General features: G+C 71.2%; 14 protein-coding genes. 3 read left to right on the top strand and 11 right to left on the bottom strand.

Annotated elements, in window-relative coordinates:
* Positions 1-207: 207 nt before the first annotated feature.
* The 4 genes from ACWD4J_RS02905 to ACWD4J_RS02890 form a co-directional block, all read right to left on the bottom strand.
* On the bottom strand, positions 208-939 hold the full coding sequence (locus tag ACWD4J_RS02905) for an SRPBCC family protein (RefSeq protein ID WP_451393461.1): 732 nt from the start codon (positions 937-939) through the stop codon (positions 208-210).
* A 26-nt stretch (positions 940-965) separates the two neighbouring features.
* A complete protein-coding gene (locus ACWD4J_RS02900) occupies positions 966-1,664 on the bottom strand; it encodes an ArsR/SmtB family transcription factor (protein WP_451393460.1) in 699 nt (232 codons plus the stop codon).
* A gap of 161 nt (positions 1,665-1,825) precedes the next feature.
* Entirely contained in the window at positions 1,826-2,551 is a 726-nt protein-coding gene (locus ACWD4J_RS02895) for a DUF3618 domain-containing protein (RefSeq protein ID WP_451393459.1), read from the bottom strand.
* Positions 2,548-2,958, bottom strand: coding sequence for a phage holin family protein (locus ACWD4J_RS02890; protein ID WP_451393458.1), 411 nt, complete (start codon positions 2,956-2,958; stop codon positions 2,548-2,550). Before ACWD4J_RS02890 ends, ACWD4J_RS02895 begins: the two co-directional genes overlap by 4 nt.
* A 251-nt stretch (positions 2,959-3,209) precedes the next feature.
* Here ACWD4J_RS02890 and dapA point away from each other — a divergent pair, with 251 nt between their 5' ends.
* Positions 3,210-4,109 (top strand): 4-hydroxy-tetrahydrodipicolinate synthase, encoded by a 900-nt coding sequence (gene dapA / locus ACWD4J_RS02885; protein ID WP_451393457.1) that lies wholly within the window; start codon positions 3,210-3,212, stop codon positions 4,107-4,109.
* Here dapA and ACWD4J_RS02880 read toward each other — a convergent pair whose 3' ends face one another.
* Both ACWD4J_RS02880 and ACWD4J_RS02875 read right to left on the bottom strand, forming a co-directional pair.
* Positions 4,110-5,327 carry a WD40 repeat domain-containing protein gene (locus ACWD4J_RS02880; protein WP_451393456.1) on the bottom strand — a complete coding sequence of 406 codons (1,218 nt, stop codon included), beginning with the start codon at positions 5,325-5,327 and terminating at the stop codon, positions 4,110-4,112.
* Positions 5,324-5,890 (bottom strand): SigE family RNA polymerase sigma factor, encoded by a 567-nt coding sequence (locus ACWD4J_RS02875; RefSeq protein WP_451393455.1) that lies wholly within the window; start codon positions 5,888-5,890, stop codon positions 5,324-5,326. The genes ACWD4J_RS02880 and ACWD4J_RS02875 overlap by 4 nt, the downstream gene beginning before the upstream one ends.
* Positions 5,891-6,150: 260 nt before the next feature.
* Here ACWD4J_RS02875 and ACWD4J_RS02870 point away from each other — a divergent pair, with 260 nt between their 5' ends.
* Complete coding sequence (locus tag ACWD4J_RS02870; RefSeq protein WP_451393454.1) at positions 6,151-6,360, top strand: hypothetical protein; 210 nt, start codon at positions 6,151-6,153, stop codon at positions 6,358-6,360.
* A gap of 16 nt (positions 6,361-6,376) precedes the next feature.
* Here the strand turns inward: ACWD4J_RS02870 and dapD are convergent, their stop codons facing one another.
* The 3 genes from dapD to ACWD4J_RS02855 all read right to left on the bottom strand — a co-directional run bounded on the left by dapD (position 6,377) and on the right by ACWD4J_RS02855 (position 8,409).
* The gene (gene dapD, locus ACWD4J_RS02865; RefSeq protein ID WP_451393453.1) at positions 6,377-7,372 is read right to left on the bottom strand and encodes a 2,3,4,5-tetrahydropyridine-2,6-dicarboxylate N-succinyltransferase; all 996 of its coding nucleotides are present in this window, start codon (positions 7,370-7,372) and stop codon (positions 6,377-6,379) included.
* Between the two features lie 177 nt (positions 7,373-7,549).
* The gene (locus ACWD4J_RS02860) at positions 7,550-8,089 is read right to left on the bottom strand and encodes a TetR/AcrR family transcriptional regulator (protein ID WP_451393452.1); all 540 of its coding nucleotides are present in this window, start codon (positions 8,087-8,089) and stop codon (positions 7,550-7,552) included.
* Positions 8,089-8,409 (bottom strand): DMT family transporter, encoded by a 321-nt coding sequence (locus ACWD4J_RS02855; protein ID WP_451393451.1) that lies wholly within the window; start codon positions 8,407-8,409, stop codon positions 8,089-8,091. Before ACWD4J_RS02855 ends, ACWD4J_RS02860 begins: the two co-directional genes overlap by 1 nt.
* 282 nt (positions 8,410-8,691) lie before the next feature.
* Between ACWD4J_RS02855 and ACWD4J_RS02850 the strand changes: the two genes are divergently transcribed.
* Entirely contained in the window at positions 8,692-9,753 is a 1,062-nt protein-coding gene (locus ACWD4J_RS02850) for a DUF7847 domain-containing protein (protein ID WP_451393450.1), read from the top strand.
* Between the two features lie 26 nt (positions 9,754-9,779).
* Here ACWD4J_RS02850 and ACWD4J_RS02845 read toward each other — a convergent pair whose 3' ends face one another.
* Positions 9,780-10,145, bottom strand: a complete 366-nt coding sequence (locus tag ACWD4J_RS02845) for a VOC family protein (protein WP_451393449.1) — start codon at positions 10,143-10,145, stop codon at positions 9,780-9,782.
* Positions 10,146-10,194: 49 nt separating this feature from the next.
* Positions 10,195-12,147, bottom strand: a complete 1,953-nt coding sequence (locus tag ACWD4J_RS02840; protein ID WP_451393448.1) for an Ig-like domain-containing protein — start codon at positions 12,145-12,147, stop codon at positions 10,195-10,197.
* Between the last annotated feature and the right edge of the window lie 178 nt (positions 12,148-12,325).

The raw sequence follows: 12,325 nt of genomic DNA, 5'->3' as shown, positions 1-12,325 counted from the left end.
TTGGCGACACAAGAGATTGACGCGCGTAGAGAGCGAACGCGGGCCGCCATGTCCACGGCACCTGTCCCGTTCGGATCCCCCTCGGTCGCTGTCTGTTCCGCCGTGTCCGCCGTCGTCCGTCGTGCGCAACAACCGCTCGTGGCTCCCGTGCGTGACCGAGCCCGGCCTTCGTCGGAGGGCCGGGCTCAGGCGTGCCGAGGGGTGAGGTCAGGCGCTGAACACTCCGTTCAGCCAGTCCTGCCAGGCGAGTTCGTCGCGCTTCGCGTCGGCGTCCGGCGCGAAGTCGTGGATGCTGATGCCGACCGGTGCGCCCCAGTGATTGCGGCCGAAGAAGCGGATCAGCGCCTGGTCGGTGCGCAGCCCGATGAAGTACGGGTTGCGGAAGTCGACCACGGCGTCGATGAGGCGGCCCTCCGGCCCCCGGGCCTGGATGCGCGCTCCCTCGGCGGTGTCGTCCGCGAGGCCGAGCGCCTGCCCGACCGTGGTGAACGCGTCGGCGGCCGTGGACGCATCGGGCCCGTTGAAGGTGGCGAACGCGACGGGACGACCGGCGAAGTGCGTCACATACTCGCGCAGGGTGCGCAGATAGAAGTCGGTGTGCTTGGAGGCGCCGTCGTACTGGTTGTCCCAGTCGTCGGTGAAGATCCCGCTGTGCACATACCGCACCCAGGCATGCCTGCCCTCGTCGCGGGGCTCGATGGTGTGGTCGAGCTGGTTGAGCGACTGGGTCGGGAAGCCGACGTCCTCGCTGCGGACGGTGAACCGGTGCGGCGGATCCCAGTTGACGATGGTGCTGCCGAAGGGCCCGGCCCCGCCCTCGCGGGGCTCGAACTCGCTGGGCCACAGCCAGCCGCCGGTACCGGTGGTGATGGCGTCCCAGACCTGCTCGGGACTGGCGTCGACCTCGAATTCCCGGGCGATCTCGAATTCCTTGGACATGGTGGTGGCTCCCGTGGCTCAGTGGATCAGTGGGTCTGCGGATGCGGAGGGAGTGCGAGTGCGGGCGAGGCGGCGTCCGCCCCGTCCTCGGGGCGGAGGGCCGGGGACCGTGCGTCTGAGGGCCGCGCGTCGTCAGCGCTCCCGTCCTTGACGGTGGGGTGCACGCCGATGACGATCCGGTGATCGCGGCCGCCCTCCGCGGTCCCGTCGTGGTACTTGCGGATCAGGGCTCCGACGCCCTGGGTCAGCTCCTCGATGAACGCGGCGCGGTCGGCGGCGGTGGCGAAGCGCACCTCGCCGTCCAGGGCGTACGTGGCAAGCCGCTTGCGGGCCTTCGCGGCGCCCGTGATGAGCGACCCGACGTCCCGCACCAGACGGGCGGCGAGCGCGAGCAGCCAGCGGGCCGACAGCTGGTCGCGGGCGCGGTCCGGATCGGGCTGCACCGCCCCCAGGGCGAGCGGCGAGATGACGTACGACGCGGCGGTCGCCCGCATCAGCCGCTCGGTGACATTGCCCTTGCGGCGCTCTCCGGCCAGCTCGACGAGGCCGTGCCGCTCCAGCGCCTTGAGGTGATAGTTCACCTTCTGCCGCGGCAGCCCGACCCGCGGGGCCAGCATCGCGGCTGAGGCAGGGCCGGCCGCCAGCTCGGCCAGCAGGCGGCCCCGGATGGGGTCGAGCGACACGGCTGCCGCCGCGGGGTCCTCGATCACGGTCACGTCCAGCATGCGTCCACGCTCCCACCGAAAACTATTTTTGTCCAGACGATTGAGATTGTCGGAGTGGCGGACGGCGAGGAGAGGGCCCCAAGCGCAGGAAAGAGCGGTCTGCCGACGGAGTCCCATCCGCCGGCAGACCGCCGGTTCAGCAGGCCGTGGCGTTCAGCCCGCTACGGCACCGTCACCCGCCCTCGGCTCAGCATCTCGACCACCTGGTGGCCGCGGCCCCTGCGGCGGCCCCAGCGGCCGCCCGTCAGACGTGTGCCGCCCAGGCCGCTGGGGAGCAGGCGACCACGGCTGTGGCGCAGGCCGCTCGGCACATGCGCACTTCGACGCAGGTCGCCCGGGACGTGACGCAGGTTGCTCCGGATGAGGTGGCGGCCCAGCGGGGTCCTGACCACCTGACCGGCGCCGCTGCGGTGCCACAGCACTCCCCCCGCGACGGCCGAGGCCGCCCCGGTGCCGGCGATCAGCAGCGCCTGCGGGTGGCGCCGCCCGGCCCGGACCGCGGCGCTCGTGGCGCGACGCATCGGCTCGGGCGCGGTGGGCCGGGCAAGGTGCATCGCGCGCGTGGCCGTCTCGTGAGTCCGGACCTCGGCACCCTCGGCCCGCTCGCCCGCCGCGCCTGCGCCTGCCCCGCCTGCCTCGGCGGCGTACCCCTGCGGCGCTACTTCGGCGTGCCCGGCGCGCCCTCGCATCCGCCCCTTCACCTGCGTCGCCCGTTCACTCATCCGGCCGCGCATCTGCGCGGCCTTGTGCCGGGCGCGGCTCTTCAGGTCCGTCTTGGCCGCCAATTCCTCGACTGTCGCGCCGAGTTCCGCGCGGGTCTCCTCGATCTGCCGGCGCAGTTCGTCGGGCCCCTTGGCGCCGGCCCCGGCCCTCATGCCCTCTGTCATCGGTGCGCCCTTTCCTTGAGCTCCTCGACATCGGCCCTGACGCTGTGCATCGCCCGCTCGGGCAGCGGCGGAGCCGCACCGCGGAGCTGGCCGCGGCCGATCAGGGCCAGTACGCCGGCGATGACGAAGAGCACCCCGGCGATGATGAGCGCGCTCGCCCACACCGGCAGCGCCAGGGAGAGGGCGGCGGCGGCCGTGGCGGCGAGGGCCATCACCCCGACATAGGCGAGGGCGCCGGCCGCGCCGAGCAGCCCCCCGCCCCGCCCGGCCCGCTTGCCCTTGTAGGCGAGCTCCGCGGTGGCGAGCCGCATCTCCTGCCGCACGAGCGTGGAGAGCTGTGCGGTCGCCCGGCTCACCAGTTCTCCCACCGAGTGTTCCGCACGACGTTGATCCGTGACCGCGGTCATGTCCCGCCTCCCTCCGTCTGGGAGGACCGGGTACCCGCCGACGGCCGCGCTACCCCTGCTCCATGGCGCCCGGTCCGCCGGCCGGCTCTGGAACAGGTCCAGCCTCGCCTGCGGCAGCGCGGCCTCCGCGATCAGCTCGGGTACACCCGACGACACCAGGGCCTCACGCGAGCATCTCGTAGCGCTCCTTACGTTTACCGCTTAGGAGAATTAAGTAGAGCTTCACTGACAGGCTTGCCGATACTGCAGGCATGACCACCTCACGGCCTGCCGCTCCGTTCGGCCGCGCCCTCTGCGCCATGATCACGCCGTTCACCGACTCCGGTGCCCTGGACCTGGAGGGGGCCGGGCAGCTGGCCGAGCGGCTGGTGGCCGACGGCTGCGACGGGCTGGTGCTGTCCGGGACAACAGGTGAGTCGCCCACCACCAGCGACGCCGAGAAGTCGGCCCTCGTACGCGCCGTGGCCGAGGCGGTCGGCGACCGGGCGACGGTCGTCGCGGGCGTCGGCAGCTCCGACACCCGGCACACGGCCGAGCTCGCCCTGGAGGCGGAGAAGGCGGGCGCGGACGGTCTGCTGGTCGTCACGCCGTACTACAGCAGGCCGCCCCAGGACGCGGTCGAGGCGCATTTCCGGGAGATCGCGGACGCCTCCGGGCTGCCGCTGATGCTCTATGACATCCCCGGCCGTACCGGCACCCGGATCGAGCCGGACACGATGCTGCGGCTCGCGGAGCATCCGCGGATCGCCGCCGTGAAGGACTGCGCCTACGACCTGCTGGGCACCCAGAAGGTCCTCGCGCGCACGGACCTCGCGTACTACACGGGCTGCGAGGAGTTCATCCTGCCGCTGTACGCGGTGGGCGGCGCGGGCTATGTGTCGACGGTCGCCAACGTCGTGCCGCGCCGGCTGCGCGGGATCCTCGACGCGTACGACGCGGGTGACACCGCGGGCGCCGCGCTGCGGCAGCGACAGGCGATCCCGCTCGTCGAGTCGATGATGGCGTCCGGGCTGCCGGGCACGGTCACGGCGAAGGCGCTGCTCGGGGCGCTCGGGCTGCCCTCGGGCCCGGTGCGGGCACCGCTGAGGCCCGCCGGCCGCGAGGCGACCGACGGGCTGGTGGCTGCGTACGAGCGGCTGACGGCCGCCTGATCAGCGTTCGGCGAAGACGGGCGTCCAGCGCCCGGCCGCGCCGTCGTTCCCCTTGCGGAAACCGCTCAGCGATACGACCTTGTCGCTGCCGATCGTGACGAGCACGAGCCGATTGTGGAACTCGTTCGTGCCCGGCGTGATGTCCCAGGCGATGAGCCGCTTGTCGTCGGCCCAGGCGAGCAGCTGCTGCCCGTGCACCTTGTAGATCCGCTTGCCGGTGTAGGGGTCGATGATCTCGGAGGCGGTCGTCTTGTTGCCGCCCGCGAAGTCGCCCGCGGCGAGCTTGCCGTCCGGGGACAGCCTCGCGTCGACCCACCAGCGCAGGTGCTTCTCGTCGGCGGGCTTGGCGACCTCCTTGCCCGAGAAATCGTAGTACTGCTCGTGGGGAGCCGTCGTGATCCCGGAGTACACCAGCTTGCCGTCGTGGCTGAAGGCGAAGTCCTGGCGGACGTTGAGGTCTTGGCTGTTGTAGGTGACCTGGCTCCAGGAGCCCTTGCCGGAGTCCACGTCGATGACGGAGAAGCCGGTCCGGTCCGACTGACCGTACTGCGGCATCCAGTCGTTCTTCTTGCCGTCGCCGTCGCTGTCGTAGTCCGCCCTGTACCGCAGGTCGGGGTTCTTGTCGTACGTCGTCGCGACGAGCTTGCTGCCGTCGGACGAGAACTCGACCCCGCCGACACCGTGGTCGACCGGGATCCAGCGCTCGACCTCGCCGGTGAGCAGGTCGAGGAGGCCGATCCGCTTGGCGGGCAGGTCCTGCTCCAGGACGGCGGCGGTCCGCATACCGGGAGCGACAGCGATGTAGGACCACTTGGTGGTCTTCACGTACTTGCCGGTCTTCTGGTCCAGAAGCGAGTACGTGCGCATGGCGACGCCGCGGTCGTCCGTCTGCTCGACGAGGCTCGAGGTGTAGTACGCGGCCAGGGCGACGTTCCCCGCGGCGATCAGGTCGCGCGGTGGCGTCTGGTCCGGGTGGGCGATGATGTCGCTCTCGTTCATCTCGCTCGCGAGGCGTACGTCGTCCTTGCCGGCATCCAGCAGCGGCACCGCCACGGCGACGGCGACCACGGCGGCGGTGGCCGCGGCGGCGCACGCGAGCCCCCGGGTCCGGCGGCGCCGTCGGGCCGTCAGCACCCGGTCGGCGAAGTCCGGTCCAGGCGGCGGCTGTTCGGCGGCCTGTTCGCGCAGCGAGTCACGTACCAGCTCTTCGACGTTCACGGACGCACCTCCACGGGCGAGAAGTCACGGGACGGCTGCTGTACGGCGTCTGCGGGGCCGAGTACGGCCAGTTCGGGGGCGAGGTCCCGCAGCCGGGCGAGGGAGCGGTGTGTGGTGGAGCGGACCGTGCCGACCGAGCAGCCGAGGAGGCGGGCCACGTCGGCCTCCGGCAGGTCCTCGAAATAGCGCAGGACGAGGACGGTGCGCTGGCGGGCGGTGAGCCGGGCCAGCGCGGCGCGCATGACGATGCGCAGGTCGGCCTCGCCGGGCCCGTGGTCGGCGCCGTGGTGCGCCCGGCTCTCCGGCAGTTCGGGCACGCTGAGTTCGCGCCGCGGCCACTTCAGCCGCCAGCGGCTCACCTGCTGCCGGTAGAGGATCTGCCGTACGTACGCCTCGGGCTCGTCGATGCGGTGCCAGCGTCCCGCGGCCTTGATCAGCGCGTTCTGCAGCAGATCCTCACCTGCGTGCCGGTCGCCGCCGCTCAGCAGAACGGCGGTCTTCAGCAGCGCGGACGACCTGTTCGCCACGAACTCCCGGAAGTCTTCCTGGACCTCGGCATCCATCGTCACCTTCTCTTGTTGTCCCTGGGTCTTCCTCGACTGGCCTTGCTGTCCTGGGTGACGTCTGCGGCGGCCCGCCGCTATGCCTGTGTCCAGGAAAAAAACAAGCGGGCGGCCCGCACCGGATGCCGGTGCGGGCCGCCCGCAGGGAAAACAGGCCTCCGCGGGCGGGTCCAGGCCGAAAGCCGCTGCCTGGCCCGCGTGTTTACACTTTGCCCGAGCTGGAGCTGCCAGCCGTGTCCGTACCAGGGAGTTGGCCCCGCATGGATCAGCGTCTGCGCAGACTTCTCCGGGGCCTCCTCAACTGCGTCGGGGTCGTGTGGTTCGGCTACCAGGCGATAGCCGGGGACGGCCCCTTGCAGATCTTCTCGGTCCTCGTGCTGGTCTTTGTGGCGGCACTGGCCGTGCTCGCGGTCCTGGACCGGGTCCTCCCCCGGCCGAAGCGGCGTCGGGCGCGTGAACGCGCCGAGTGAGGACCCCGTTCCAGGCTCAGTTGTGGCTGTGGAGCACGTCGTTGAGGCCGCCCCACACCGCGTTGTTCGGGCGGGCCTCGACGGCGCCCGTCACCGAGTTGCGGCGGAAGAGGATGTTGGAGGCGCCGGACAGCTCGCGGGCCTTGACGATCTCGCCGTCGGGCATGGTCACGCGGGTGCCCGCGGTGACGTAGAGACCGGCCTCGACCACGCACTCGTCGCCGAGCGCGATGCCGACGCCCGCCTCGGCGCCGATGAGGCAGCGCTCGCCGATGGAGATGACCACGTTGCCGCCGCCGGACAGGGTGCCCATGGTGGAGGCGCCGCCGCCGATGTCGGAGCCGTCGCCGACGACGACTCCTGCCGAGATACGGCCCTCGACCATCGACGTGCCGAGCGTGCCCGCGTTGAAGTTCACGAAGCCCTCGTGCATCACCGTGGTGCCCTCGGCGAGGTGCGCACCGAGCCGCACCCGGTCGGCGTCGGCGATACGGACGCCCTTCGGCGCGACGTAGTCCGTCATGCGCGGGAACTTGTCGACGCTGGTCACCTGGAGGTGCAGGCCCTCGGCGCGGGCGTTCAGCCGGACCTTCTCCAGGTCGTCCACGGCGACCGGGCCGAGCGAGGTCCATGCGACGTTGGCGAGGAAGCCGAAGATGCCGTCCAGGCTCTGGCCGTGCGGCTTCACCAAGCGGTGGGAGAGCAGGTGCAGACGCAGGTACACGTCGTGGGCGTCCAGCGGCTTGTCGTCGAGGGACGCGATGACCGTACGGACGGCGACGACCTCGACGCCGCGGCGGGCATCGGGGCCGATGGCCTTGGCGGCGCCCTCACCGAGCAGCTCCACGGCGCGCTCGGCGCTCAGCCGCTCCGTGCCGGCCGGGCCGGGCTCGTCGGACAGCTCGGGCGCGGGGAACCAGGTGTCGAGGACGGTGCCGTCGGCGGTGACGGTGGCAAGGCCGGCGGCGACGGCGCCGGTGGTGCGAGGTGCAGTAGCAGTCGTGTCGGTCATGCCAGAAACCTAACCGGCGGGGGGCCGGGGAGGCGAACCGGTGAAGCCGTCGTCTCAGGTGCCGGGCGCGGGGGCGCGTACACGGTGATCGCCGGTACCGACACGTACGGTTCGGCCGGCGCTCCCCTGCGGGCGGGGTGACGGCACCGCCGGTGTCGCGGCGGCCCCCCACTGCCGTCAGAGGATGAGCCGCGCCAGCATCTCCCGCGCATACGCCTCGTCGTACTCGCCGCCCGTCAGCAGCACCTGCAGGCAGATGCCGTCCATCAGCGCGACGAGCGCCCGCGCCGTGACCGGGTCCGTGCGGTCGGCGATCAGGTCGGCGAGGTCCTGGCACCACTCGGCGGCCACGGGTCGCAGTGCCGGGCGGCGTAGGGCGGCGAGATACAGCTCGTACTCGAGCTCGACACCGGTGCGCTCGCCCGCGAGCCACTCCCCCATGAGCCCGGCGAGTTCACCGGCGAGGTCGGTGCGGCGGTCCTCCAGTGCGCCCCGGCTCCGCACCACCTTGACGAAGCCCTCGTTGGCCTGGCGCAGGGCGGCGACCATGAGCTCGTCCAGCGTCTTGAAGTGGTAGGTGGTGGAGCCGAGCGGCACATCGGCCTCGGCCGCGACGGACCGGTGGCTGAGCCCGGCGATGCCCTTGTCGCCGACCACCCGGATCGCGGCGTCGATGATGCGCTGCCGCCGCTCGGGGTCGTACCGCCGGGCGGCCATCAGTGGGCACCGCCGAGGTTGAGCAGCACGACTCCCGCGATGACGAGCGCGATGCCCGCCACCTTGACCGCGGTCATGGTCTCGCCGAGGAACACCATGCCGATCGCGGCGATGACCGCGGTGCCGATCCCGGCCCAGATGGCATACGCCGTGCCGACCTCGACCGTCTTGAGCGTCTGCGCCAGCAGGGCGAAGGCGACCAGGTACCCGGCCGCGGTGCCGAGCGAGGGCCAGAGCCTGCTGAACCCCTCGCTGTACTTCATCGCCGTGGTGCCGGCCACCTCGGCCAATATGGCTCCCGCGAGCAGTGCGTATCCCATGCGTACGAGTGTACACATCGTTGCGTACGCCCGTACATACGAGAGGTTTGCGTTCCCTTGAGCCGAGGCCGCGCGCACACCGGTTATCGTCGTCGCGATCACGTGGGGGCCACGGGATACGGACGCCCGGGCCGGGCAGCGGTCCGGCGGTGATACGGAGCGTGGAAGACAACCATGGCGGACATACCGCGGCCGGGCGGCAGCAACCCGGCTGACTCTTCAGGTCCCTCGAACTCGGGCGGACCCGCCGGCCCCGGCGGCCCCCCGGGATACGGCGGACCCATGGGCTACGGCCCGCCCGGGGGCTGGGGCCCACCTGGGGGCTGGGGCGCCGGATGGGTGCCGCCGCCCCCGCCGAAGCCGGGCGTCATCCCACTGGCTCCCCTCGGCATCGAAGCCCTCTTCGGCGGCGTGTTCGCGACCCTTCGGCGCTACGCCAAGCCGCTCCTCGGTTCCGCCCTGGCGGCGTACGCCGCGCTGACGGTCCTGATGGCGGGCTTGCTCGCGCTGGCCTACGCGGCCGTGAAGGACCAACTCGACGCCGTCTACGCGCCGGACGCGCACGTGGAGTGGGATGATGTCCGCCCGATCCTGACGGCGTTCGGCGTGGCCTGGGCCGTCGGTCTGATGGGGGCGCTCGCGGTCACGGCCTTCGTCCAGGCGTCGTGCGCGGCCACGCTCCGCGAGGCGGTGCTGGGCCGTCGTACGACTGTCAGAGCCGTCGCCCGGCACGCGCTGTCCCGCACACCGGCGGTGCTCGGCATCATGCTGCTGCTGACCCTGATCGCGCTGGTGCCGTCGGCGCTGATCGTCGCCGCGAGCGTCGGCCTGTTCATCGCCGCGCTGTCGATGTCGTCCGGCCCGGCTCTGGCGGCCGGCCCTTTCTTCCTGCTCTTCCTGCTGACCGTGCCGCTCGCGATCTGGCTGTACGTCCTCTTCGGTTTCGCCCCTGCCGCGGCCGTACTGGAGTCGGCGGGCCCGGTGACGGCGCTGCGCCGCTCGGCACGGCTCGTGCGGGGCGCGTGGTGGCGGATATTCGGGATCACACTGCTCGGCGGCCTGATGGTGGTGGTCGCATCGCTCGTGGTGCAGGTGCCCCTCACGCTCGCCGAGCCCGCGGCCGCACCGTACTCGCCCGCCGACCCGTCACCACAACTCTCGGACTTCCTGCCCCACATGGGCGTGTATCTGGTGCTGTCCCTGGTGGTGAGCCTTCTGGTGCAGGTGCTGACGGCGGTCTTCCTCCCGCTGGTCACCACCCTGCTCTACGTCGACCAGCGCATCCGCAAGGAGGGCCTGGCCGACACACTGGCCGCAGCCGCGGCCACGCCCCCGTCGGCGTAGCCGCTCGCGGCGCGATCCCCCGGGCTTCAGTCGATCAGCGACTTCTTCGGCCGCAGGACGCAGAACTCGTTGCCCTCGGGATCTGCGAGCACCACCCACGTGACGCCCTCGCCCTGGCCGACGTCCACCTGGCGCGCACCGAGCGCGATGATGCGGTCGACCTCGGCGGCCTGGTCGTCGGGGGCGAGGTCGATGTGCAGCCGGTTCTTCACGGTCTTGGTCTCGGGGACGGGGAGGAAGCACATCCCGGGCATCGCGTGCTCGTCGGCGCCGATGACGATCTCGTCGTCGGCCTCGAAGAGCACGCGCCAGTCCAGAACTTGGCACCAGAAGCGGGCCAGCGACGGCAGATCGTGCGTGTCGACGGCGATGTGGTACAGAGAAACGGCCATGCCCGCAGTGTCACCTGCTTCGGCCGCCCCCACAGCGCAACGCGCCGGGTCAGCCCTTGCGCATGCGGCGCGCTGTGATCAGTACGGCCACACCACACCCCGCCAGCAGCAGTACGGCGAAAAGGGCAGCCGGGAAGTCGGCCCCTGTGGCGGGCAAGGAGTCGCGTTCCTTGCCGGAACCGCCTTGGTGGGGTGGCCGGTTGGTCGGCAGGGGCGTACCGGCCGTGTGGGTGGGACTCGCCGTGAGGGTCGGACCGGCCGTGGCGGTGGGAGTGCCGGTGGGACTGGGAGTCGAGGGCGAGGGCGACGGCGAGGGCGACGGTGAGCTCCCGGTGACGTGGATGGTGACCGTGCCGGTGTCGCACAGCTGTGGTGTGCCGTTGTCGCAGGCGGTGACGGTGAAGGTGTCGGTGCCGGTGAAGCCGTCGTTCGGGGTGTAGACGAAGTGACCGTCGTCGTCGACCGTCACCGTGCCGTTCGCGGGCGGGCTGGAGAGGCTGACCGTCAGCGCGTCGCCGTCCGGATCGCTGACCGGTACGTTCCCGGAGACGGGCGTGTTCTCGACGGTGCTGACCGTGACGTCGTCGACGACGGGAGGACGGTTCGGGCTGCTCGGCGTGACGACGGTGGTGACCCGGGCCGCGTCCGAAGTCCCGTTGTTGTTGGCGGGATCGGGGTCGGTGGCGGTGGTGGTGCCGGAGACGGTGTCGGTGAGAGTGCCGGACTCCGGGGCCGTGCCGGTGACCGTGAGCTGGATGGAGTCGCCTGCCGCGAGGTCCCCGACGTCCCACGTGACGGTGGTACCGGAGACGGTGCCGCCGTCCGAGGCGGTGACATCGGTGAGCTCCGCAGGCAGGTTGTCGTGGACGGTGACCGCGGTGGCGGTGTCCGGGCCGGAGTTGGACACCGTGACGACATAGGTGACCTGGCCCCCTGCGGCGACCTCGGCGGGGCCTTGCTTGGTGACGGACAGATCGGCGGTGTTCTCCGGCTGCGAGCTGACGCAGCCCGCCGGCACATGGTCCGGGTCGACGGTCACCTCGGCTCGGACCACGTTCTCCACGGTGCCGGAGTAGTAGTCGAAGATGCCGCCGGTGACAGGGGTCGTGTCGTAGAAGCGGATGGGGTCACTGCTGGAGTCCCCGGCGAAGGTGCCGGAGGTCTCCGTCTGCCCGGTGAACCGGAATCCGCCGAAGCCGGTAACCGTGCTGTCGTTGTCGAAACTTGAGCCGCTGATCACTCCGGCGGCGGTCTGCCGGATGCTGCCGGACTCGATATTGCCGAGCCAGTCGGTCAGAGTGATGACGCCGCTGTTGGTGACGGTGCCTACGTTTCCCCAGCTTCCGTCGATGTCCATGAGGCACTGGTTGTCCACCACCGCGGTGGAGCTGGTTTCGTTGATGGGCCCCTGGATCGTGAGGGTGCCGCGGTTGCTGACCGTTCCGCTGAGGGTGAGGACGCCCGTGGTCAGCGAGCCGTCGTTGGTGACCGTGCTGTCGGACGACACGCTGATCGACCCCGTGGTGACGGTGCCCTCGTTGTGGAGCAGGCTGCCGTCGCGGAGCGAGAGGCCGTTGTCGTAGTTCAGGGTCGCTCCGGGCTCGTTGTTCACCGTCAGGGTGCCTGCCGCGTTGAAGCCCGCGGTCTGGGTGGTGCCCGCGTTCTCGAGGGTGAAGCCGCTCGCAACGGGGATGAAGCCGAGCGTCGCGGTGCCCTGGACCGCCAGGGTCCCTGCGGGACTGTTGGCCCAGGCGGGTGCGAAGGACGCGCTGTCGTCCACGCACAGGACGGCCCCTGCGGGGAGCGCGGCCAGGCCGCCGGTGTATTCGCCGTTGGTCAGCAGCACGGTCTCCCCCGCTGCGACGCTGATCAGGTCGGAGGATCCGCCGCTGATCGTGCGGGTCGGCGCGGCGCAGACCGATGCGTAGTCGGCCTCGGCGAGGGGCTGGGGCATGGCGGCGAACACCAGGACGGTCAGTGCCAAGGCAGCGGGCAGGCGCATGGAGCACTCCGTATCGCTTGACGGACCCCGAATGAGGGGAAAGTGCGAATGCACCGTAATGCGAAGATTGCTCCACTTAGCCCAGGCGCGCCTGACGCTGCTGACGTGCCCTCAGTGGGGTAGCGACGGCCAGACGGAGGTCCCGCATGGCCAGCTCGCTCAACTGGTCGGCCACCGG

This window comes from Streptomyces sp. NPDC002577 (genome assembly GCF_053594815.1).
This window is presented reverse-complemented; position numbering and strand designations above follow the sequence as displayed.